Annotated in this window: 18 protein-coding genes and 2 pseudogenes; 8 read left to right on the top strand and 12 right to left on the bottom strand. The window is 75.0% G+C overall.

From position 1 onward, the window contains the following. Nucleotides 1–8: 8 nt before the first annotated feature. The 7 genes from AB0P35_RS02325 to AB0P35_RS02295 form a co-directional block, all read right to left on the bottom strand. Complete coding sequence (locus AB0P35_RS02325; RefSeq protein WP_363505289.1) at nucleotides 9–1,277, bottom strand: cyclopropane-fatty-acyl-phospholipid synthase family protein; 1,269 nt, start codon at nucleotides 1,275–1,277, stop codon at nucleotides 9–11. Then, on the bottom strand, nucleotides 1,274–2,560 hold the full coding sequence (locus AB0P35_RS02320; protein ID WP_363505286.1) for a cyclopropane-fatty-acyl-phospholipid synthase family protein: 1,287 nt from the start codon (nucleotides 2,558–2,560) through the stop codon (nucleotides 1,274–1,276). Before AB0P35_RS02320 ends, AB0P35_RS02325 begins: the two co-directional genes overlap by 4 nt. Next, complete coding sequence (locus tag AB0P35_RS02315; RefSeq protein ID WP_363505283.1) at nucleotides 2,557–3,363, bottom strand: DUF1365 domain-containing protein; 807 nt, start codon at nucleotides 3,361–3,363, stop codon at nucleotides 2,557–2,559. The genes AB0P35_RS02320 and AB0P35_RS02315 overlap by 4 nt, the downstream gene beginning before the upstream one ends. Then, complete coding sequence (locus tag AB0P35_RS02310) at nucleotides 3,360–4,658, bottom strand: FAD-dependent oxidoreductase (RefSeq protein WP_363505750.1); 1,299 nt, start codon at nucleotides 4,656–4,658, stop codon at nucleotides 3,360–3,362. Before AB0P35_RS02310 ends, AB0P35_RS02315 begins: the two co-directional genes overlap by 4 nt. 215 nt (nucleotides 4,659–4,873) lie before the next feature. Further along, on the bottom strand, nucleotides 4,874–5,932 hold the full coding sequence (locus AB0P35_RS02305) for a M12 family metallopeptidase (RefSeq protein ID WP_363505280.1): 1,059 nt from the start codon (nucleotides 5,930–5,932) through the stop codon (nucleotides 4,874–4,876). A gap of 219 nt (nucleotides 5,933–6,151) precedes the next feature. Continuing rightward, on the bottom strand, nucleotides 6,152–6,913 hold the full coding sequence (locus tag AB0P35_RS02300) for an anti-sigma factor (RefSeq protein ID WP_363505277.1): 762 nt from the start codon (nucleotides 6,911–6,913) through the stop codon (nucleotides 6,152–6,154). Continuing rightward, complete coding sequence (locus tag AB0P35_RS02295) at nucleotides 6,910–7,494, bottom strand: sigma-70 family RNA polymerase sigma factor (RefSeq protein ID WP_095871691.1); 585 nt, start codon at nucleotides 7,492–7,494, stop codon at nucleotides 6,910–6,912. Before AB0P35_RS02295 ends, AB0P35_RS02300 begins: the two co-directional genes overlap by 4 nt. Nucleotides 7,495–7,909: 415 nt before the next feature. Between AB0P35_RS02295 and AB0P35_RS02290 the strand changes: the two genes are divergently transcribed. From AB0P35_RS02290 to AB0P35_RS02275, 4 genes and pseudogenes are all read left to right on the top strand, one after another. Continuing rightward, nucleotides 7,910–8,986, top strand: coding sequence for a spore photoproduct lyase family protein (locus tag AB0P35_RS02290; RefSeq protein WP_363505273.1), 1,077 nt, complete (start codon nucleotides 7,910–7,912; stop codon nucleotides 8,984–8,986). 48 nt (nucleotides 8,987–9,034) lie between these two features. After that, nucleotides 9,035–10,564 (top strand): SDR family oxidoreductase, encoded by a 1,530-nt coding sequence (locus AB0P35_RS02285; RefSeq protein WP_363505270.1) that lies wholly within the window; start codon nucleotides 9,035–9,037, stop codon nucleotides 10,562–10,564. 412 nt (nucleotides 10,565–10,976) lie between these two features. After that, nucleotides 10,977–11,153 (top strand): hypothetical protein, encoded by a 177-nt coding sequence (locus AB0P35_RS02280; protein ID WP_363505267.1) that lies wholly within the window; start codon nucleotides 10,977–10,979, stop codon nucleotides 11,151–11,153. Further along, nucleotides 11,150–12,117 (top strand): annotated as a pseudogene (locus AB0P35_RS02275) (thiopeptide-type bacteriocin biosynthesis protein). Before AB0P35_RS02280 ends, AB0P35_RS02275 begins: the two are co-directional and overlap by 4 nt. A 29-nt stretch (nucleotides 12,118–12,146) precedes the next feature. On the opposite strand, the gene AB0P35_RS02270 reads toward AB0P35_RS02275, so the two are convergent. The 4 genes from AB0P35_RS02270 to AB0P35_RS02255 all read right to left on the bottom strand — a co-directional run bounded on the left by AB0P35_RS02270 (nucleotide 12,147) and on the right by AB0P35_RS02255 (nucleotide 18,089). Further along, nucleotides 12,147–14,954 (bottom strand): hypothetical protein, encoded by a 2,808-nt coding sequence (locus tag AB0P35_RS02270; RefSeq protein WP_363505264.1) that lies wholly within the window; start codon nucleotides 14,952–14,954, stop codon nucleotides 12,147–12,149. Next, on the bottom strand, nucleotides 14,951–16,012 hold the full coding sequence (locus tag AB0P35_RS02265) for an effector-associated domain EAD1-containing protein (RefSeq protein ID WP_363505261.1): 1,062 nt from the start codon (nucleotides 16,010–16,012) through the stop codon (nucleotides 14,951–14,953). The genes AB0P35_RS02270 and AB0P35_RS02265 overlap by 4 nt, the downstream gene beginning before the upstream one ends. Before the next feature lie 6 nt (nucleotides 16,013–16,018). Next, nucleotides 16,019–17,116 (bottom strand): effector-associated domain EAD1-containing protein, encoded by a 1,098-nt coding sequence (locus tag AB0P35_RS02260; protein WP_363505258.1) that lies wholly within the window; start codon nucleotides 17,114–17,116, stop codon nucleotides 16,019–16,021. 73 nt (nucleotides 17,117–17,189) lie between these two features. Then, entirely contained in the window at nucleotides 17,190–18,089 is a 900-nt protein-coding gene (locus AB0P35_RS02255) for a hypothetical protein (RefSeq protein WP_095871699.1), read from the bottom strand. Between the two features lie 485 nt (nucleotides 18,090–18,574). On the opposite strand from AB0P35_RS02255, the gene AB0P35_RS02250 reads away from it, so the two are divergent. From AB0P35_RS02250 to AB0P35_RS02240, 3 genes are read left to right on the top strand one after another with little or no spacing between them, the layout of a single operon-like run. Next, nucleotides 18,575–19,201 carry an NUDIX domain-containing protein gene (locus AB0P35_RS02250; RefSeq protein ID WP_363505255.1) on the top strand — a complete coding sequence of 209 codons (627 nt, stop codon included), beginning with the start codon at nucleotides 18,575–18,577 and terminating at the stop codon, nucleotides 19,199–19,201. Nucleotides 19,202–19,225: 24 nt separating this feature from the next. Beyond that, a complete protein-coding gene (locus AB0P35_RS02245; protein WP_363505252.1) occupies nucleotides 19,226–19,930 on the top strand; it encodes an HAD family hydrolase in 705 nt (234 codons plus the stop codon). A 25-nt stretch (nucleotides 19,931–19,955) separates the two neighbouring features. Further along, nucleotides 19,956–20,549, top strand: a complete 594-nt coding sequence (locus AB0P35_RS02240) for a DUF2231 domain-containing protein (RefSeq protein ID WP_363505249.1) — start codon at nucleotides 19,956–19,958, stop codon at nucleotides 20,547–20,549. Nucleotides 20,550–20,648: 99 nt separating this feature from the next. On the opposite strand, the gene AB0P35_RS02235 is transcribed toward AB0P35_RS02240, so the two are convergent. Then, nucleotides 20,649–20,786 carry a hypothetical protein gene (locus AB0P35_RS02235; protein WP_363505246.1) on the bottom strand — a complete coding sequence of 46 codons (138 nt, stop codon included), beginning with the start codon at nucleotides 20,784–20,786 and terminating at the stop codon, nucleotides 20,649–20,651. Nucleotides 20,787–21,059: 273 nt separating this feature from the next. Here AB0P35_RS02235 and AB0P35_RS02230 point away from each other — a divergent pair. After that, nucleotides 21,060–21,625 (top strand): annotated as a pseudogene (locus AB0P35_RS02230) (Uma2 family endonuclease). Nucleotides 21,626–21,717 lie beyond the last annotated feature (92 nt).

The raw sequence follows: 21,717 nt of genomic DNA, 5'->3' as shown, positions 1-21,717 counted from the left end.
GGCGGTGTTCACGGGGCGGCCCCGTACCAGGGGGCGGGGGTGGCGGGTGCGCCGCTGCCGCCGTCGCCGGCGGGGCGGACCGCGAGGATCTGGTCGACGCCCATCCGGCGTTCGGCGAAGGCGAGGGAGCTGCCGGCGGTGTAGAGCCGCCAGAGCCGGACGGTCTGTTCGCCGACCAGGCCGGTGAAGTCGGCGTGCCGCTCGTGGAGGGTGTCGTACCAGGCGTCGATGGTGCGGGCGTAGTGCTCGCGCATGGCCTCGACGTGCCGGACTTCGAGTCCGGTGGCCTCCAGCAGGTCGACGGTGCGGCCGACCGGGCGCATGTGCATGTCGGGGGCGATGTAGGTCTCGATGAAGGCGCCGCCGCCGGGGGCGTCGGCGCCGCGGGACATCTGCTGGACGAGGAGCCGTCCGTGGGGGCGGAGCAGGCCGTGCAGCCGGGCGGCGAAGGCGGGGTACTGGCGTTCGCCGACGTGTTCGCCCATCTCGACGCAGCTGATCGCGTCGTAGGGGCCGTCGGTGATGTCCCGGTAGTCCCGCAGCAGGATCTCGACGCGGTCGGTGAGGCCGGCCTCGGCGACGAGGGCGGAGGCGAAGGCGTGCTGGCGGCGGGAGAGGGTGACGGCGGTGACGCGGGCGCCGTGGTGTTTCGCGGCGTGCCGGGCGAGGGCGCCCCAGCCGCAGCCGACGTCGAGCAGGCGGCTGCCGGGGCGCAGGCCCAGTTTGCGGCAGATCAGGTCGAACTTGGCGGTCTGGGCGTCCGTCAGGCTCTGTTCGCCGGTGGTCCAGTAGGCGCAGGAGTAGGCCATGGCGGGGCCGAGCAGCAGGGCGTAGAACTCGTTGGAGAGGTCGTAGTGGTGGCTGATCACGGCGCGGTCGCGGCCGCGGCTGTGCAGGGCGCCGCGGACGGCGGCGCGGCCGCCGGGCGGGGCGGGCCGGGGGCCGAGGGCGCCGAGCCGGGCCGCGGTGGCGAGCAGCCGCGGCAGGTCGCGGACGGCGGGGCGGACGGGGCCGCGGCCGGCCAGTGCCCGGCGGACGGTGCCGAGGCCCTCGGCGAGGTCGCCCTCGACGTCCAGGTCGCCGGTGATGTACGCGTCGGCGAGGCCGAGTTCGCCGGGCTGCCAGAGCAGGCGGCGCACGGCGCGGCGGCGGCGCAGGACGACGGTCGGGGCGTCGTCGGGGCCCGCGGTGGAGCCGTCCCAGGCGCGGATCCGGAACGGCGGCGGGCCGCCGAGCAGGTCGGTGAGGAGGGCGGCGAGTCGGGGGGCGGCGGTCACCGGGCGGTCTCCTCGCGGGTGAGCAGGATCTGCCGGACGTCGAGGTATCCGGTGCGGAAGCCTGCCTCGGAGTAGGCGAGGTAGAGCTCCCAGGTGCGGCGGAAGACCCGGTCGAAGCCGAGGGCGTCGACCTCGTCGGCGCGGTAGGTGAAGCGTTCCCGCCACAGCCGCAGGGTTTCGGCGTAGTGCGGGCCGTAGGCGTGGTCGGCGGCGACGCGCAGCCGGGTGTGCCGGGCGGTGGCCTGGTCGATGGCCTGTACGGAGGGGATGAGGCCGCCGGGGAAGATGTACTTGAGGATCCAGGTGTAGGTGTTGCTGCTGGCGATCATGCGGTCGTGCGGCATGGTGATGGCCTGCAGGGCGGCCCGGCCGCCGGGGGCGAGGACGCGGTCGATCGTGCGGAAGTACTCGGGCCAGAACGGCCGGCCGACGGCCTCGATCATCTCCACGCTGACCACGGCGTCGTACTGCCCCTCGGCGGAGCGGTAGTCGCAGAGCCGGACCTCGGCGCGGTCGGCGAGGCCGGCGTCGGCGATGCGGAGTCGGGCGTGGCCGAGCTGTTCCTCGGAGAGGGTGAGGCTGGTGACGCGGGCGCCGCGGGCGGCGGCCCGCAGAGCGAGTTCGCCCCAGCCGGTGCCGATCTCCAGGACGCGGCTGCCGGGGCCGACGGCGGCGAGGTCGAGCAGCCGGTCGATCTTGCGGTGCTGGGCCTCGGGCAGGTTGTCCCAGGTGGCGAGGGGTGCGCCGGAGGGGGTGGTGGGGAAGACGGCGGACGAGTATGTCATCGTCCGGTCGAGGAAGAGCCCGAAGAGGTCGTTGGACAGGTCGTAGTGGTGGTGGATGTTGCGGCGGGCGTTGTCGGCGGTGGGGAGTTCGGCGGCCGGGGGCCGCTGCACGTACAGGCGGCGCAGCCACTGGGCGCCGGTCGGGACGAGGGTCTCGGGGGCGGTGGCGAGGACGCCGAGCAGGCCGATCAGGTCGGGGGTGTCCCAGTCGCCTGCCTGGTAGGACTCGCCGAAGCCGATCAGGCCAGTGGCGCCGACCCGGGCGAGGAAGGCCTCGGGCCGGTGCAGGCGGAGCACGGCGGCACCGGGTGGGGCGGGCACCAGCACGCTGCCGTCGGGGAGTTCGACGCGCAGGCCGCGCCGGTGGGCGACCCGTCGGAGCAGGCGTCCGGCGACCGCGGCCCGGAGTTTCGTGCGGGGGACGCGGGCGACGTCGGGCCAGCGGGCCGGGTCGACGGGGGTCGGCGGGACGGTGGTGGGTGCGGCGGTCCGGGTCACGGGGCGGACACCTCTTCTGCGGCGGAACCGGTACGGGTCGGGGGCGTGGGCTTGGGGCGGGGGTGCACGGGCAGGCCCTTCAGCAGGAGGCGTATGCCCTGGTGGCGGATGTGCACACTGACGGCGAGGGTGGCGAACGGGTGCCGCAGGGCGGCCCGCAGCAGGGCGGCCGGGCCGGCCGGGCCGCGCTGTCCGCGCACGGTGGCGATGAACGGGAGCCCGCCGTCGCGTTCCAGCCGGATGGTCAGGGCGAGCCGCTCGCCCGGCTGCGGCACGGTCATCCGGTACCGGCCGTCCACTGGGAAGAACGGCGAGACGTAGAACTCCTTGGCCACCGAGGCGCGGCCGTCGGCGCCGGGGCGCAGCAGGTAGCGGTGGTGGCCGCCGTAGGTGTTGTGCACCTCGGCGACGGTGCACAGCGGGCGGCCCTCGGCGTCGTGGCACCAGTAGACGGTGAGCGGGTTGAAGACGTGGCCGAGCGAACGGGCCTGCGCGAGCATCAGGACCCGGCCGCCGGCCAGGTCGACGCCCTGACCTGCGAGGTACGCGGCGAGGTTGCCGCGCAGGGTGCCGCGGGGGTCGCCGGGGTGGTCGGCGGCCCGGAAGCGGGCGAGCGGGCGCAGCGGCCGGGGCAGCACGGGCAGGTGGTCGAGGTCGACCAGCCACAGGTAGGTGCGGTGCCGGAAGGCGTGCCGCACCGGAGCGGTGCGGAGGTGGGTGATCCGGCACTCGTACAGGGCGGCGCCCCAGGGGCCGGGCAGGGCGGCGTCGGGGGTGCGGCGGGCGGCGGCGGTGGCGGTCATCGGACGCCTGCCGGCAGGCCGGGGTGGTCGGCGGCGCCGGCGAAGGCGGTGCGGCCGAGCAGGGCGAGGGCGGCGTGCACGCCGGAGCGGCAGCCGTCCTCGTGGAAGCCCCAGCCGTGGTAGGCGCCGGCGAAGGCGGTGCGGCCGGTGGTGAGTTCGGGCAGGCGGCGCTGGGCGGCGACGCTCTGCGCGGTGTAGACGGGGTGCTCGTAGACGGTGCGGGAGACGATGTGCTCCTCGGGCAGCGGATCGTGCCGGTCGGCGTTGAGGGTGACCAGGTAGTCCTCGTCGGTGTCGAGGCCGAGCAGCCGGTTGAGGTGGTAGCTGACCTGGACGCCGTCGGCGCTGCCGCCGCAGTCGGCCATCCGGTAGTTCCAGGAGGCGCGGGCCCAGGCGGCGCGGGGCAGCCGGGAGACGTCGCGGTGCAGCACGGTGGGGTTGCGGGAGTAGTGGAAGGCGCCGAGGACCTCGCGTTCGGCCGGGGTGGGGCGGGCCAGCAGCCGGAGTGCCTGGTCGGCGTGGGTGGCGAGGACGACGGCGTCGGCGGCGGTGCGGCGGCCGTCCGCGGTGGTGATCTCCACGCCGTCGTGGTGGCGGTGCACGGCGGTCACGGGGGCGGAGCGGTGGACGGCGGTGAGGCGTTCGGCGATCCGCTCGACGTAGCTGCGGGAGCCGCCGACGACGGTGCGCCAGGTCGGCGAGCCGGTGACGCCGAGCATGCCGTGGTTCTCGAGGAAGGCGAAGAGGTAGCGGGCCGGGTAGTCGCCGGCGAGGTCGGGGGCGCAGGACCAGACGGCGGCGACGACCGGGGTCATGAAGTGGCTGGTGAAGTACCGGGAGAAGCCCCCCTCGTCGAGGAACCGGCGCAACGAGGGGTCGCCGGCGGCGGGGTCGGCGAGCAGGCGGCGGGCCCGCCGGTGGAAGCGGGGCACCTCGGACAGCATCCGCAGGTAGCGGCCGCGCAGCAGGGCGTCGGGGCGGGCGAGCAGGCCGGCCGGGCCGCGGGCGCCGGCGTACTCGAGGCCGCAGCCGCGGCACTGCACGGACATGCTCATGTCGCTGTCGCGGGTGCGCACGCCGAGTTCACGGAACATCCGGACGAGGTGCGGGTAGGTGCGCTCGTTGTGCACCAGGAAGCCGGTGTCGAGCGGCACTTCGCGGCCGTCGGCGCCCACGGCGCGCTGGGTGTGGGCGTGGCCGCCCAGCCGGCCGTCCGCCTCGAAGAGTTCGACGGCGACGCCGGCCTTGTGGAGTTCCCAGGCGGCGGTCAGGCCGGCCACTCCGGCGCCGACCACGGCGACGGTGCGGCCGGGGCGCGTGGGCCGCGCGCCCCCTCCGGCCGTCGCGTCCGGCACTGTTCCGGGCACTGTCACGGGGCCCCCTCCACTGCACGGGCCCGCGCTCCCGCCGGGCCGCTCCTTCGCTGGCTACCGGGTCTTCGGAGCGGCCCGTCCGGTGGATTGCCCCCGGCCGGTGTGGAGTTGTCGTGAACGGTTCGCGCGCGGACCGGCTACCAGTACATGACCGCCGTGGGGCCGCCGCCGTAGACGGAGTACAGCCGGACCCGCAGCACGTAGCGCCGCCCGCCGACCAGGCGCACGTTCAGGCGGGCGTTGGCCTCGGTGCCGCTGTCGTCCTCTCCGGCGAGGTAGCGCAGTTCGCCGCCGACGTCCTCGAAGACGACCATGACGACGTCGCTCTTGCCGAAGCTGCCGATGTCGTACGCGCGGGTCTCGCCGGGCTGGAGCCCGAAGTCGGCCTGCCCGCCGGAGGAGAGGTCGAGCGGGGCGGAGGCGCCGGGCTGCAGCGCGGTCGGGCCGACGGTCAGCGGCGGGTACCAGGCCCGGACCATTTCCTTGTCGGTCGCGGAGAGGGTCAGCCCGCCCTGCAGGCCCTCGCGCCCGTACTTCTCCGGTTCGAGGATCAGCCCGGGTTCGAAGGGGTACTCCATGATGGACAGCGCGTCCCAGACGGAGCCGGTGACCTCGTCCTTGGAGAGTTTGCGCAGGATGTTGTGGAAGGTCTCCTCGCGCGTCCAGTTGTTGGGCGGTGCGGCGAGCGAGGCGTAGACGGCCTCCTCGTTCCAGCGGATGCCGGCGTTGGGGTTCTGGTGCTCGTGCTCCAGGCCGAGGGAGTGGCCGGTCTCGTGCAGCGAGGTGGCGCGGCCCCAGGTGCTGGTGACGTCCCAGCCGAAGTTCATCGTGGCCTGGCCGCCGCCGATCGTCAGGGCGTCCCGGCCGACGTACGACCACGAGCCGTCGTCCTCGAAGGCGATGCGGACCTCGGCCATCGCCGGGCTCTCGACCTCCTCGAACTCCAGGCCGATGCCGAGGTCCTTCCAGGCGCGGAACGCGTCCCGGACCTGGTCGAGTTGGGCCTTGCCCCGGCCGCCGCCGGTGCCGTCGAGGAAGGCGTAGTGGATGTGCGTGCCGTTGACCCACTTGGAGCCGACGTTGAGTATCGCGCGCTCCCGCGCGAGGCCGAGCCCGGGCCGGAGCTCGGGCACCACCCGTGGTTGAACGGTGCAGTACTTCTGGACGACGGGTGCGGGTGCCGCTGTCTCCACCATGACCGATGCCTCCGATCCGCGGACCGGCGCTCACGCCGGCCGGCCGAGATGGAACTGGTGGACGGTCAGCTCGCCGGGCGGATGACACCGACGGCCGGCCTCTTCTCACGTTACGCCTGGTCGCACGGCATCTCGACAGCGAAGCGTGACGGTTGACGCTCGGTCAACAGCCGCCCCCGGTGGTCACGCCCGGTGACCACCGGGGGCGGCGGCCCGCCGTCAGCTGAAGGGCAGCAGCATCACCGGGTCGCCGCTCGGGTGGGCCGAGCCGCCCGCCGGCTCCACCGTCACACCGACGCCGACCGCGCCGTCCAGCGGGCCCTGCAGCAGCAGCGAGCCGCTGGAGGCCGGCAGCAGACCGGCCGGCCGCATCGTCCCGGCGTCGTCGAACCACAGCTCGTACGTCTTGCCCTCGGGCAGCGCCGGCATCCCCGAGGCCAGGAACCCGGCCTGGCCGCGGCTCTGCGACCAGACGACGGTGCCGACACCGGTGGAGCCCGTGGTGGCGGTCGCCGTCCGGGCGTCCGGTGCGGTGAGCAGGCTGCCGAACGCGGCCTGCTGGGCCTGCAGCTGGGCGGCCCGCGCGTCCGCCTCGTCCGCCCGGCGGCTCTGGTCCACGGCCAGGCCGCCGAGCGCCGCGGCCAGCGCGACCGACGCCGCCAGGGCGAACTTCGGCCAGTGCCGGGCGAACCCGCCGCGCCGCCGCGCGGACGACTCCGGCGCGCCGTGCGCCCCGGCGGACGGCGGCGCGAGCTGCCGGACCGACCCGATGCCCGCCATCACCCGGGCCCTGAGCTCGGCCGGCGGGGTCTCGGCCTCCGCGGCCCCGAGTCTGGCCAGCGTGGCGGCGAACTCCCGCACCTCCAGCGCGCACGGCTCGCACACCACCAGGTGCCGCTCGAACTCGGCGCGCTCGGGCCCGTCCAGGGCGTGCGCCGCGTAGGCGCCCGTCAGCGTGTGCAGATCCGCTCCGATGGTCACGACCCCACCCCCAGGCAGTCCCGCAGCCGGATCAGCCCGTCCCGCATGCGGGTCTTCACGGTACCCAGCGGCGTGCTCAGCATGTCCGCCACCTCACGGTACGAGTAGCCCCGGTAGTAGGCCAGGGTGACGGCCTGGCGCTGGAGCTCGGTCAGCATCTTCAGGCAGCGCCGTACCTGCTCGCGCTCCAGCCTGCCCTCGACCTGCTCGGAGACCTCGTCGAAGGCCGGCATGTGCGAGCGGGCGGCGACCCGCTGCTCCCGGTCGGCGGTGGCCTGCGCCGAGCGCACCCGGTCGACGGCGCGGCGGTGCGCCATGGTCAGCACCCAGGCCATCACCTCGCCGCGGTCCGGCTGGTAGCGGGCGGCGGTCCGCCACACCTCCAGCATCACCTCCTGGGTGACCTCCTCCGACTGCGCCGGGTCGCGCAGCACCCGGCGCACCAGGCCGAAGACGGGCCCGGCCACCGCGTCGTACAGCCGGCCGAAGGCGTCCTGGTCGCCGAAGGCCACCTGGGCGACGAGCTCCTTGAGATCCGGGCCGCGGCGGTGCGGTCCGGACAGATGGACGACCGTGTTCAATCCGCCACCCCGATGGGTCGGGCGGCGCGGACCGCCGGTCGGGCCGGACAGGCCTGCGGCCTGCCCGTCGGACGGGTGGCGGACATCGGGAACCTCCGGGTCGTCGGCGGGACCGTCGTCCTCGGGCGGCGGCGGTCGTCGGGCACCCGGGGTTCGGAGCCGGGCGCCCACCGGATTGCCCGTCGGATCGCCCGCCGGCCGCACCAAGCCCGCGGACGGCTCCCAGCATGCCGAACCCGCGGCTCGGCCGCCCCCGAAGCGCCGGACCGGTCCGGGGCCGCGGCCCACCCCATCCGGTCGCCCGTCGGCTCCGAACACCGCGCACGACACCACCGCCGATCCGGCGCCGCCGATCCGGCAACGCCGACCCGCACCGCCCCAGCCGACCGCACGCACCACCGGGAGACCGACCGCCGTGACCTCCGAACGCCGCCTGCAGCAGCTGTTCCACGTCCGGGAGATCCACGCCGAGCCGGCGGCCGCCGCCTCCCCGCGCGGCCGCCAGGTCCTGGCCCGCTTCCCCGAGGCGCGGGTGGTCGAGGTCGACTCGCACTGGCGGATCCCGCACCTGCACGGCAACGCCGGCAACGTGGAACGCTGGGCCCGGATCAAGAGCGAGGTCCTGGTGCTCGGCGAGAGGAAGACCCTCACCGCCCGGCCCAACGGCCGCTCCGCCGACTGGATCGCCCCCAGCTCCGCGAACGGCTGCGCACTGGCCTGCGCCTACTGCTACGTGCCGCGCCGCAAGGGCTACGCCAACCCGATCACCGTCTTCACCAACATCGACCGGATCGTCTCCTACCTCGCCGGACACGTCCGCCGCCAGGGCCGCAAACCCGCGCCCACCCAGTGCGACCCCGCCGCCTGGGTCTACGACATCGGCGAGAACAACGACTGCTCGGTGGACGCCCTGATCTGCGACAACACCGCAGACCTGGTCCGCGCGTTCCGTGCGTGGCCGACCGCCAAGGCGTCCTTCGCCACCAAGTGGGTCAACCGCGAGCTGCTCGGCCTCGACCCGCGCGGCCGCACCCGGATCCGCTTCTCGCTGATGCCGCCCGCCGACGCCCGGCTGCTGGACATCCGCACCACGCCCGTCCCCGACCGGATCGCCGCCGCCGGCGACTTCCTCGCGGCCGGGTACGAGGTGCACTTCAACCTCTCCCCCGTCGTCCTGCGCGCCGGCTGGCAGCGCGACTGGGCCGAACTGCTGCACCGGATGGACGACATGCTGCCCGCCGCCGTGAAGGCCCAGGCCGCCGCTGAGATCATCATGCTGACGCACAACCGGGAGCTGCACGAGGTCAACCTCGGCTGGCACCCCAAGGCCGAGGAGCTGCTGTGGCGCCCGGCCCTGCAGGAGGCGAAGCGGTCCGAGAACGGCAGCCCGAACGTCCGCTACCGGGCCGCCGGCAAGGCCGCGGCGCTCGCCGAGCTCCGCGGCCTGATCGACCGGCACGCGCCCTGGCTCAGGGTGCGGTACGCCTTCTGATCGGCTACCCGCCCCACCGCTCCGAGGACACCGCTCCGGGAGGACCCGATGACCGAACAGACCGCCCGGCCGACGCGTTGCCTGGTGACCGGCGCCACCGGGTACATCGGCGGCCGCCTGGTGCCCGAACTGCTCACGGCCGGCCGAACCGTGCGCTGCCTGGTCCGCGACCCCGGACGGCTCCGCGACCACCCCTGGCGGGCCCGGGTGGAGACCGCCACCGGCGACGTCACCCGGCCGGAGACCCTCGACCCGGCCTTCGAGGACGTCGACACCGCCTACTACCTCGTCCACTCGCTCGGCACCGGCCCCGGCTTCGAACGCACCGACCGGGACGCCGCCCGGGCCTTCGGCGCGGCCGCCGCCCGGGCCGGCGTCCGGCGGATCGTCTACCTCGGCGGGCTGGTGCCCTCCGGCGTCCCCGCCGCCGAACTCTCCCCGCACCTGCGCTCCCGGGCCGAGGTCGGCCGGTTGCTGCGCGAGAGCGGGGTGCCGACCGCGGAACTGCGCGCCGCGGTGATCATCGGCTCCGGCTCCGCCTCCTTCGAGATGCTCCGCCACCTCACCGAGCGACTGCCGGTCATGGTCACCCCCAGCTGGGTCGACACCCGGATCCAACCGATCGCCGTCCGGGACGTGCTGCGCTACCTGGTCGCCGCCGCCGACCTGCCGCCCGAGGTCAACCGGGCCTTCGACATCGGCGGCCCCGACGTCCTGACCTACCGCCGGATGATGCTGCGCTACGCGGCCGTCGCCGGGCTGCCCCGCCGGATCGTCGTGCCGGTGCCCGTGCTGACGCCGCGGCTCTCCGGCCACTGGGTCGGCCTGGTCACCCCCGTCCCCAACGCCATCGCCCGGCCGCTCGTCGAGTCGCTGCGGCACGAGGTTGTCTGCGCCGAGCACGACATCGCCCGGTACGTCCCCGACCCGGCCGGGCAGACCGTGCCCGGCCTCGGCCGGCCGGTGCGCGGCCTCATCGGCTTCGAGGACGCCGTCCGGCTCGCGCTGCGCCGCATCCGGGACGACGAGGTCGTCACCCGCTGGTCGAGCGCCTCCCTGCCCGGCGCGCCCAGCGACCCGCTGCCCACCGACCCAGACTGGGCCGGCGGCAGCCTCTACCAGGACGTCCGCGAGCGGCGCGTGGGCGCCGCGCCGGAGGCCGTCTGGCGGGTCGTCGAGGGCATCGGCGGCGAGAACGGCTGGTACTCGTTCCCGCTCGCCTGGGCGCTGCGCGGCTGGGTGGACCGCGCGGTCGGCGGGGTCGGGCTACGCCGCGGCCGACGCGACCCGGCCCGGCTGCGGGTCGGCGACTCGCTGGACTTCTGGCGGGTCGAGGAGATCGAACCCGGGCGGCTGCTGCGGCTGCGGGCCGAGATGCGGCTGCCCGGGCCCGCCTGGCTGGAACTCACCGTCGCCCCGGACGGCGACGGCGGCGCCGTCTACCGCCAACGGGCCCTCTTCCACCCGCACGGCCTGGCCGGCCATGCCTACTGGTGGTCCGTCGCCCCCTTCCACGCCGTGGTCTTCGGCGGCATGGCCCGCAACATCACCGAACGCGCCCTCGGCCCCGCCGGCTGAGCCGCGCTGCGCTCACCCGTCCGGCGTATCACAACGGGACCGGAGAGAAGAACAGAAGTGACTGCGAGTCACCGAGGCGCGAGTGCCTGCCCTGTCGGAGTCCGTGTCCCCATGGGGTTCGGCATGCGGTGAGTGACCGGCGGCACGCGCCGACCCGAACCGCCATGGCAGTTGAACGATCACTTCTCGAGGTCGACGTGACTGGCGAGAATCCGGAACCCGATGACCCAGGTGGCATCGGCGACCGCCCGCAGGACGATTTCGTGTCGGAGCGTCTGACCGGCCCGACGGAGCAACCGGCCAGAACCATCACGCTCAACGGGCTGCTGGGAGACAGCGACCGCGCCGGCGGCTGTAATTCAACAAGCAGCTGGACTACTACGCCGAGTTCGACGCCTCGGACGTGCTCTCGGTGAAGACCGTCGACACCGGCGAGCCGCCGTTCGTCGGACTGGAGGCGACGCAGGTCACTCTCAGGCGCGATGCGACGGTGCAGTTCACCCAGGTCAAGAGGGCCGCGCCGGTGGACGACTTCGACCTCGACCTGCCGACTCCGCTTGGGTACCGGGGGTGGACGGCCGTTTCATGAGCGAGTTCGTGGTGCCGCTGGTCCTCCGCCCGGCCGCGGTGGGCGCTTCCCGCACGACCGCCCCCGGCCGGACGGCCGCGAACGGCGTGGTGCGCCCCACGCCCGTCCACGACCGGACCAGGCTGCCCGGAACCGACTGGCTGTTCGTCAAGTTCTACTGCGACTCGGACCGGGAGGACGAGATGCTGGCCGGCCCGCTGAGGGAGCTGTGCGAGATGGCCGAGGCGTCCGGGCTCGCCGAGCGGTGGTTCTTCATCCGGTACACCGACCCGCACCCCCATCTGCGGGTGCGCTGGAAGGACGCACCGGACGCGCTGACCCGGCACCTGCTCCCGGAGGTCACCCGCTTCGCCTCCCGGCTCACCGGGGAGGGCCTCGTCTCACGCCTCGTGATCGACACGTACGACCGTGAACTCGAGCGGTACGGCGGCACCGAGGGACCGACGTCAGCGAGGAGATCTTCTGCGCCGACAGCAGGGCCGTGATGCGCCTGCTCGCCGAGGGGGCCGGCGCACCGTTCGGCGGACCTCACCGAGCTGGTCGCCGTCACCACCGACGACCTGCTGTCCGGGCTCGGGCTCAGCGCCGAGGACCGGCTGCGGTGGACTCCGACCGGGCCCGGCAGTTCTACCGGCAGGCCCGGCGCCAGGGCGGCGAGGACTACCGCGTCCACCAGCAGCGCCTGCGCGCCCTGCTCGGTACCCCGGAGGGGCCGGCTCTGCTCGGGAACGCGGCGGCGGAGATCCTGCGCGAGCGGCGGACGGCGCTCGCCGACGCCGCGGCCCGGCTGTCCGAGCTGGCGGCCACCGGCCGCCTCGCCGCCGCCCCCGACCGGCTGTTCGGAAGCTACGTCCACCTGCACTGCAACCGGCTGCTCGCCGGACGACGGCCGTCCGAAGGCCGTCTGGTCCAGGTGCTCCAACGCGCCCGGAAGGGCCTGAGCGTGGCACCTGCCGCACGGTGAGCGCTCGGGCCTGCACGAGGCGGGCCGGCTCAGCCCCCGTCCCCGGCCGGGCCGTCGCGGTCGAGCCACTGACGGTAGACGCCGGCGAGTTCGGCGAGGACGGCGGTGCCGCCGGGGAGGGCCGCGGTGAGCGCGGTGAGGGCGTTGGCGGCCTGGGCGGGGGTCGCGGTGGCCAGCCACTTCGGCCAGAAGCCGGTGGCGGGCAGGACGGCGCCGGGCCCGGCCGAGGCGGCCGTCCGGGCGGCCTCGCCCCCGAGCGTGGTGTCCCACGCCGCCAGCACCTTCGCCAGGCTCGCGCGCTGCCGGGCGGTGAACCGCCGCAGGCCGATCACCCGCAGGCTCTGCCGGACGAGGCCGGGCCGGCGGTCGCCGACCGCGCCGGTGGCGGCGAGCAGCAGCCGCGGGTCCTGGGAGAGCAGTTCGACCGCCCGGTCGTCGACCAGCCGGTCGAGCCGCCCGGCGACTTCCTCGGCCTCGGCCGCGCCGTCGGCCCGGCGGCGGGCGATCTCCCAGCGGGCGAGTTCCACCCGGATCTCCATCAGCCGGTCGCCGAGCTCCTCGGCGAGCCGGACGGCTTCGGCGAGGACCGGCCCGGCCTCCGCCGCGAAGCCTTCGTCGACGGCCCAGCGGGCGTGTGCGAAGTCGGCTTCCAGCTGCACGGCCGGCTCGGCCTCCTCGACGGCGCGGCTGCGGGCGGCGGCGGCCAGCATGCGGGCGGCGTCGAGTTCGCCGAGGGCGGCCCGTACCCGGGCCTCCAGCAGCAGCAGGCGGCTGCCGCGCTCGGTGCGGACGGGGTGGTCGGCCAGGACCTCGGCGGCGCCCTGCGGGTCGTCGAGTTCGAGCAGCCGGGTGACCTGGACCTCGGCGTGCCGTTCCCATTCCTCGGCGGGCACCTCGCGCAGGGTGGCGGAGAACAGCGTCCGTCCGGAGCGGGAGGCGAGGTAGGCCTGGGCGCCGGGCGGCAGTTCGTCGATGGAGCCGGTGAGCAGTGCCTCGACGCCGGGCTGCCAGCGCCGGTCGAGTTCGGCGGCGGACTCGCCGAGGCTGAGCCGGTGGTAGAGCTCCTCGGCGCGGGCGGTGAGGTCGTCGTGGTGCAGGTAGTGCAGGACGGCGGCCTGGTGGATCTCGGCGACCTGGTCGGGCGCCTCGGCGCGCAGCAGCGGCAGGAGTTGCCTGCGGACGTCGACGCGGTGTTCGAGGGCGCCGTCGGCGGCCAGGGTGAGCAGCGAGACCTCGCGGGCGAACAGGTCGAAGAGTTCGGCGGCGCGCAGGTCGTCGGGGACGGGTACGTCGCTGGGGCGGGCGAGCACGTAGCGCAGCACGGCGGGGGTGAGTCGGCGGAGCACCAGGGCGGGCCGGGCGAGTCGGCGCACGTCGCGGTCCTCGATGTGGTCGAGGACGCGCCGGTAGAGGTAGCCGTGGAGCTGTTCGCCGGTGATGCGTTCGCGGGTGCCGTCCGCGCCGATGCCGGCGAGGTCGGTGGCGCCGTCGGCGCGGACGAGGTCGGCGGCGAGGCGCAGGCTCAGCGGGTTGCCGCCGACGAGGTCGATGACGGTGTCCAGGTCGGCCGGGTCGGCGTCGGGGCCGAGCAGGGAGTGCAGGTAGGCGCGGGCGGCGTCGCGGTCGAAGTCGGGCAGGCGGCGTTGGCGGGCGGGCAGGTCGACGGGGGCTCGGCCGGAGAGGACGACCCGGAGGGCGGGGTTGGCGTCGGCGAGCAGGTCGAACATCCGCCAGAGTTCGGCGAGCACCTCGGGGCCCTGGTACCCGGCGGTCTCGAAGGTGTCGACGGCGAGCAGCACGGGCCCTTCGGGCAGGGCGAGGGCGAGCAGCCGAGCGAACTCCCGGTACAGCTCCTCGCGTTCGGAGGGGGCGGTGAGCAGCCGGGCGGAGGCGGTGATGTGGTCGGGGGTGCCGCGGGCGGCGGCCGCGGAGTCGGCGTGCGCGGCGGCGAGGGTGTGCAGGTCGGGGGCGGAGGCGCGGGCGATCCACTTGCCGGTGAAGAACTCGGCGAGCGGGCGCAGGCCGGGGTGCTGGATGCGCAGTTGGCGGACGGCGTCGAGGAGGAGGGTGAGCGGTTCCTGCGGCAGGACGCCGGGCCGGTCGAGGTCGATGAAGGCGAAGGGCAGCCGGGGGGAGGTGCCGCGGTGTTCGCCGTCGAGGATGAAGCGGGCGAGGACGGTGGACTTGCCGATGCCGCCGGGGCCCCAGATCAGCATCGGTCGGGGGTCGGTGCCGGCGGTGTGCTCGGCGAGTTCGGCGAGGATGTCGGCGCGGCCGCCGAAGTGGGTGCTGACCAGGTGGCGCAGCGGTTCGAGGAGTTGGCGGCGTTCGAGGTGGTCGGTGATCTCTGCGGGGCCGGGCAGGCCGGGGACGAGTCCGCCGAGCCATTCGGCGACGCGGGCGGTGGCGAGGAGTTCGTCGAGGCCCTGTTCGGCGGGGGGCGGGGCGGTGTCGGTGAGGTAGCGGGTGAGGGCGAGTTGGACGGGACCCTGCGGCCGGTCGGGGTTGGCGTCGAGGGCGCGGTGGTAGGCGTCCTGGCCGGCCATGGCGGCGAGGGTGGTGCGGCGCAGTGCTTCGGGGAGCCTCCACTCGGGGCTGCCGTCGGCGCCGTAGACGGGTTCGCTGACGGCGAGGAGGGCCTGCAGGGCGGCGTCGTCGGGTTCGTGGCCGACCGGGCGGAGGGTGGCCGGGTCGTAGCAGGCGAGGACGGCGGCGGCCTGGCGGTAGGCGTGTTCGACGGTGGTGGGCGGGCGGGCCGCCTCGGCGGTCCTGCGGGTGAGCCGGTCGAGGCGTTCCTCGACGGCGCCGGCGGTGATGCGCTCGCGGGCCTTGCTCATCGCAGTACCTGCCTGTCGAAGACGGCGTTCGCGGTGTCGCGGACGGTGCCGGGCAGTTCGCGGATCGCGGTGGCGCGGTCGGCGGGGAGCATGTCGAGCATCCGGTCGACGATGTTCTCGATGACGGGCGGGGCGATGTCGGTGTCGAGGCCGGTGGCGAGCCGGGCGAAGAAGTCGCAGAGCACGCGGCGGTCGATGGTGCCGACGGGTTCGGTGAGGACGGAGTCGAGGGCGTCGAGTCCTGGGCGGCCGTAGCCGAGGAGGACGACGCGCAGGCCGGGGAGGCGTTCGCGGATGGCGGCGCCGGCGAGGTGGTCGATCAGGGCGGCGGTGTCGGCCTGCAGCGGTACGTGGTCGAGGCTGTCGACGACGAGCAGGTACTTGGCGCGGACGCTTTCGTCGTAGAGCTGGCCGACCAGCCAGTCGCGCAGCCGGCGGGCCTGGGCGGCGCCCTGGGCGTACTGGTCGACGGTGGGTTCGGGCAGTTTGAGCTGGGAGGCGACGGAGCTCATCAGGTCGAAGGGGGTGCAGACCTGGTCGGCCCATTCGCTGAGGTCGACGAGGATCGGTTTGAAGGTCTGCAGGTGCTGGGCGACGTGGCTGACGAGGTACCAGGTGTAGGACTTGCCGCAGGAGCGGGGGCCGGTGACGAGCAGGACGCGGCTGCGGCTGTCGGAGACCAGGTCCTTGAGGTGGGCGCGGAGCAGGGTGCGGTCGAGGAAGAGGCGCTGGCCGAGCAGGTCGGTGGCGTACGGGTCCTCGTGGCGGTCGTCGTAGCCGGCGGCGGGCGGGACGGCGGTGAGCAGCCGGTCGGCGAGGGCGGCCACGGCGGGGAACCGGCCGTTGCGCAGGGCTCCGAGGAGCTCTTCGAGCCAGCCGGCCCGTTCGGCCTCCTCGACGACCCGGTGGACGGTGGTGCGCAGGTCGGCGCCGGTGCTGATGGCGGCGAGTCTACGGTCGATGTAGGAGAGTTCCTGCTGGAGGTCCTCCTGCTCGTAGTCGGTGACGACGGCCTCCACGAGGTGCCGCCGGTCCGCGCCGGAGAGTCTCAACGCCACCGCCTCCTAGTCGGCCGGGGGGAAGAGCAGGCCTGCGTGTCCGCGCCGCTCCAGCAGGGTGTGGACGGCCGGCAGCGGGATCGCCTCGTTCCAGGCGGGGCGGTGGCCGGGGCTGTAGTCGGGGTCGCCGCTGTGGTGGAGGGCGACGAGCCGCAGGTCGAGGTCGAAGCAGGGTGAGCCGGAGGAGCCGGGTTCGGTGTCGGCGCCGTGCCGGACGCGGGTGTGGTTGGCGTTCGTGCCGAGGATGGGTCCGAGGGCGAGTTTGAGCGGCCCGCCGGCGGGGTGCTGGAGCAGCAGCAGGATGTCGCGGTCGCTGTCGGCGGGGGCGGCGGAGCCGGTGATCCAGCCGCGGGCGGGGGCGTCGGGGGCGGCGCGGTCGGCGGCGACGGGTTCGCGGCCGGCCTCGGCGGCGAGGCGGAAGAGTGCGTAGTCGAGTTCGTCCTCGGCGGGCAGGGCGTCGCCGGGGTTGGCGCGGCTGTCGACCGGGCTGGGCGGGCTGGCGTCGACGAGCCAGTCGCCGTCGGCGAGCGGCACGGTGGTGCCGGGGTTGAGCACGGTGCCGTCGGCGGACTTCCTGTGGTCGAAGCGGACGAGCACATCGGAGGGTTTGCTGCGGGCCTCGATCACCGGGGCGAGGACGTGGTGGTTGGTGAGGCAGAGGTCGGGGGCGACGAGCGTCGCGGTGCCGAAGCAGGTGCCGGCGTCGGTGCCGACCTCGACGCGGCCGACGACGCCTTCGAGGGCGCCGAGCCGGCGGCGCCAGTCGGTGGGGTCGAGGTAGCCGGGCCGGTCGCCGAGCAGCCGTTCCAGGGTGTCCCGCTGTTCGGGCTGGACGGGGCCGATCCGCCACTGCTCGGCGACCGCGGACAGCCGCGGGTTGGTGGGGTTGGCCTCGCGGGCGCCGGCGAGCAGGGCGGGGGCCCAGCCTTCGCGGTCGGCGGTGTCGAGGACGTCGAAGGCGACCGCGCGGAGGTTGCCGCCGAGGGAGATCTCCTCGCGGCGGCGGTCGAGGTGGAGGCGGAGCATCTGGTCGAAGCCGGCGAGGGTGAAGGCGTCGAGCAGGGCGGCGACGGCCTCCCGCATCTGCGCTCCGGGCATCGGCATCAGGGGTTCCCCCGGTCGGGGTGGGCGGGCCCGCGGTCGGTCGGCGGGCCCGCGGGGCGGGTGCGGTGGCCGGTCAGGCCGCGATCCGGGCCCGCACGGGCGCGCGGACGGCCGGGCAGGCGAGGTACTCGGCGGCGCCGTGGTGGTTGGCGCTGTCGTTGACCACCAGCACGTCCTCGGTGAGGCTGCCCGGCTCGTACTCCGGGCGGACGGTGCTGTCCAGGGCGACCAGGTCGCGGGCGTCGCAGGCGTTGCGCCAGGCGGCGACGCCGGGTGGCACGGTCAGCGGGGCGGCGAGCCGGTCCTGGATCTCGGTGATGCCGAGCGGCGAGCCGATGGTGATCAGCAGCGGCACCTCGCCGGGGTAGGTGCGCAGCACCTCGTAGGCGATGACCGAGCCGAGGCTGTGGCCGACGACCACGACCGGCCCGTCGGCCTCCTCCAGGGCGCTCGCGGCGACCTTCTGGATCTGCTCGCGCATCCCGCCGAAGAAGTACGCGTGGACGTCCTTGAAGGCGTGCCGGGCGAGGGTCTGGAAGGCCAGTGTGCGGCCGAACCTGGGCAGTGGCAGCACCTCGAGCCCGGCGGCGGCGCCGGGTGCGCCCTCGCCGGCGGAGAGCGCCTCGGCGGCGTACACCATGCTCCGCAGCCAGGGGTCGAGCGGCGTGGGGCCGGTGCTCTCGAACGGCCCGGATCCGGTCTCGGCGCGGACGGCGGCGAGGAACTCCTCCGGCGGGGCGGGGGCGGTGGGCCGGGCGGCCTCCAGTCCGGCGCCCGAGGGCGGCAGTTCGGTGATGCCGTCGTCGGGTACCGGTGCCGGCAGGGGTTCGTGGTAGCGCAGCGGCGCCCAGTACGCCATCCGCGAGACGCCGCCCATCGGCCGGCCGAACAGCGCGACGTCCCATTGCTCTTTCAACTGTGGCTCGGGCGGCTTGTTGCCGATCCCGTGCACATAGACGATCGCTGGTCCCATGGCATGCCTCCGACGGCTCGCCCCCTTCCAGTGTCGACCTCCTCGGCGGCCGGCTCAATCGCCCGCGGAGGGCCGTCTGCCGCCCGCCCGGCCGGTGGTGACGGTCCGTGGCCGACCGGCCGGAACGGCCCGGGCCGGCGGTGGCCGGGGCGGCGGCTGCGCGGGGTGACGGTGGCGCAGGGGGCGGGCGGGCCCGGGGGCGGCGGGTCGGCCGTCGGAGGTGACGGTCCGTGGCCGACGGGCAAGCGGTCGGCGCGGTCCGCGCACGGGATTTCAGCTGACGGACGGTCGGCCGGGCGCCCGGCCGCCGAGCGGGGTCGCCCAGGGTGACGGGCCGCCCGCGCGTACCCGGCCCGCGGGCCGGTAGCGGAGGGTGTACGGCGGGGCCGCGGCGGAGGAAAATCGGTACGCGGAGCGCCGCGGCCCGGCTAGGTTCGACGGGTGCCGGCCGACCGGTCGCACGCGCCACGGGCACGGAGGGTTGCATGGCCGGAACGGAACACGCGGGAACGCGGACCACCGACGGCCCCGCGGCCTCCGGCGGGCCGCGGACGATCGCCGAGCTGCTGGCCGACCACCGGCCGCGCACCGACCGCGAGGCCGCGGACCTCGCCCGGATCGCACCCCTCGCGGCCGCCGACGACCCGTACGCGCGGGAGCGGCCGCTGCACGTGACCGCCTCCGCACTGATCGTGCACCCCGCCGGGCGGGAGGTGCTGCTGCGCTGGCACGAGCGCCAGCAGGACTGGCTGCAGGTCGGCGGGCACGGCGATCCCGGCGAGGAGTTCCCGGGCGCGGTGGCGCTCCGTGAGGCCCGCGAGGAGACCGGCCTGCGGGATCTGGTGTTCTGGCCGTCGGCGGCGCTGCTGCACGTCGTCGTCCTGCCGGTGCCCGCGAACGACCGCGAACCGGCCCACGAGCACGCCGACCTCCGCTTCGTGCTCGCCACCGGCACCCCGGCGGCGGCCCGGCCGGAGCGGCCCGGTGCCCGGGTGCGGTGGCTCCCCCTGGCGGAGGCGTCCACGGCGGCCCGCGGCGAGGCCCTGCGGGAGTCGCTCGCCCGGGTCACCGCACTGCTCGCGGACGGGGCTCCGGCCCCGACCTCACCCTGACGGACCGTCACAATGACCGATGAGGTGGATGGATTGCACGCCGACCAGGTGCTCGTCTTCGACGCCGACGACACCCTGTGGGAGAACAACGTGCTCTTCGAGCGCGTCATCGACGGCTTCCTGGACTGGGTGGCCGCCGATGCCGCGGACCCTGCCGCCCGGCAGGCCGCCCGGGCGGTGCTCGACGCGGTCGAGGCCGCGAACGCGGCGACGCTCGGCTACGGCGCCGCGGTGTTCCGGCACAACCTGGCGGAGAGCCTGGAGCAGCTGCACGGCCGGAAGGTCACCGCGGAGGACCGGGACCGGATCGACCACCTGCTGCTCCCGCTGACCAGCCGCACCGTCGAGCTCATCCCCGGTGTCGCCGACACCCTCGCCCGGCTCGCCGGGCGGCACCGGCTGCTGATGCTCACCAAGGGCGACGAGACCGAGCAGCGGCGCAAGGTCGAGGAGTCCGCCATCGCCCACCACTTCGGCGGGATCCACATCGTGGCCGAGAAGAACGTCGACACCTACCACCGGTTGGTCGCCGAGCTCTCGCTCGCCCCCGAGCGCACCTGGATGATCGGCAACTCCCCCAAGTCCGACATCGTGCCCGCCCGCCGGGCCGGCCTGAACGCGATCTTCATCCCGCACGAGCACACCTGGGTGCTGGAGCACGAGGAGTTCGGCGCGCACACCGCGACCCTGGAGCTTCGCAGCTTCACCGAGCTGCTCGGCCACTTCTGACGGATTTGGCCCGTCCTGCCCGGGTTTGACCGGCACCGAAACCGGCAAGTCGCCGGGTATGGACGTTCACACCTTCCCCGGCACCCGGCGTCCGCCGCTCGCCGAGTGGCTGGACGCACCGTCCGGCTGGGCCGCCCTCGACCCCGTGTCCGAGCGCCTGCACGGGCTGCTGCGGAAGCTGCCGCAGCCCCTGCGGGACGCCCTGCACGGGGTGTGGCTCGGCCATCCGCTGCACCCCGCGGTGGTCCAGGTGCCGGTGGGCTGCTGGCTGTCCGCCTCCCTGCTGGACGCCGCCTGCACCTCCCCCGACGCCGCCCGCCACCTCACCAGGATCGGCCTGATCGGCGCCGCCCCCGCCGCCTGGACGGGCTGGGCCGACTGGTCGACCCTCACCCCCGAGCAGCGCCGCACCGGCCTGGTCCACGCGCTGGGCGTCGTCACCGCGGCCGCCCTGCAGTCCGCCTCCCTGGCCGCCCGCTGCCGCGCCGCCCGCACCGGCACGACCCCCACCACCGGCCGCCTCCTCGGCCTCGCCGGCCTCACCGCAGCCACCGCCACCGCCACCCTCGGCGCCCACCTCGCCCACCGACAGCCCCTGCCGACCGAACCCGCCTCCTGACCTGACCGTCACCGCATCCGCTGCGCCGGACGTCCCGGGAGATGTCGGCGCTCCGGACGTGCGCGGTGGGCCAGTACAGGGATTCGCACGGCCCCGGGGTCACCGGCGAGCCGTCGGCGGGCACCAGCCGCAGCTGATGTCGGCCCCCGCCCCGGCCGCCCGGAGGGTCGCCGCCGCGGTGGCCGCCGACGCGAGGCCGACCTGCTCCAGGACGGTCACGGGGGCGCTGTCCAGCATCCGCCTGCTCTCCCACAGGCTCGCCCCCGGTCACCGCCCGCACCGCCTTCACCGCCTCGATCCCGGTCTCCCCCGCGCCGGTCAGCCGCACCGCGAAATCCGGATCATCCACCGCCCCCGCCTCCTCCACCCGCCGGACCGGCCCCGAAGTACACCGGACACGCCACGGGCAGGCCACCGGTTTTCACCGCCGCCGGCGATTCCCGCTCCCGGTAGCCTGGCGACCACGGCGGGTGTCCGCCGCTCCGGCCCCACCGGACAGGAGACCAGCAGGTGAGCACGGCGCATGCGGGCCCCGGCGACTACAGCCGGGTGCCCGATCCGGAGCTGGCCCTGAAGAACGCGATCCAGCACATCGCGGGCGACCGCGTCGAGATCGTCGAGGGAGCCGTCACCCCCGTCTCCCCGTCCTGGGCGCACGAGAGCGCCGTCGACCTGATTCGTGAGCAGATCGGCCCCCGGATGCGCGCTCGGCCTGCGCGCCGGTTCCGGGAACCTCGACCTGCCCGGTACGGAGAACTTCTACGTACCGGATCTCGCCGTGGTACCGGTCGAGTTGGGCAAGACCGAGGGCGCACTCCTGCCGGACCGGACGGTGTTGGTCGTGGAGGTCACCTCCCCGTCGAACGGGGACACCGACCGCACGGCGAAGCGCCGCCGCTACGCGCAGTTCGGCGCTCCGGTCTACCTGCTGGTCGACCGCCAGGAGCGGACCTGCACCCCTGTTCTCGCAGCCCGGCCAGCTGGGCTACGCCTTGGTGGAGGGGCCCCACCCGTTCGGTGTCCCGGTGCACCTGCCGCCGCCGTTCGACCTCGACCTCGACACGGCGGAGTTCTGAGCACCGCGCGTCGCCGGCCGGCCCGGGTGTCGGGCGGCTGACAGACGGGGGCGGCGGCGGTTCAATGGGGGCGGGGCCCTGTGGGGGCCGGA

Origin of the sequence: Kitasatospora sp. NPDC085879, from assembly GCF_040686255.1 — a bacterium.
GTDB lineage: Bacteria > Actinomycetota > Actinomycetes > Streptomycetales > Streptomycetaceae > Kitasatospora.
Note: the sequence above shows the minus strand (reverse complement) of the source record. Positions and strands in the feature narration are given on the sequence as shown.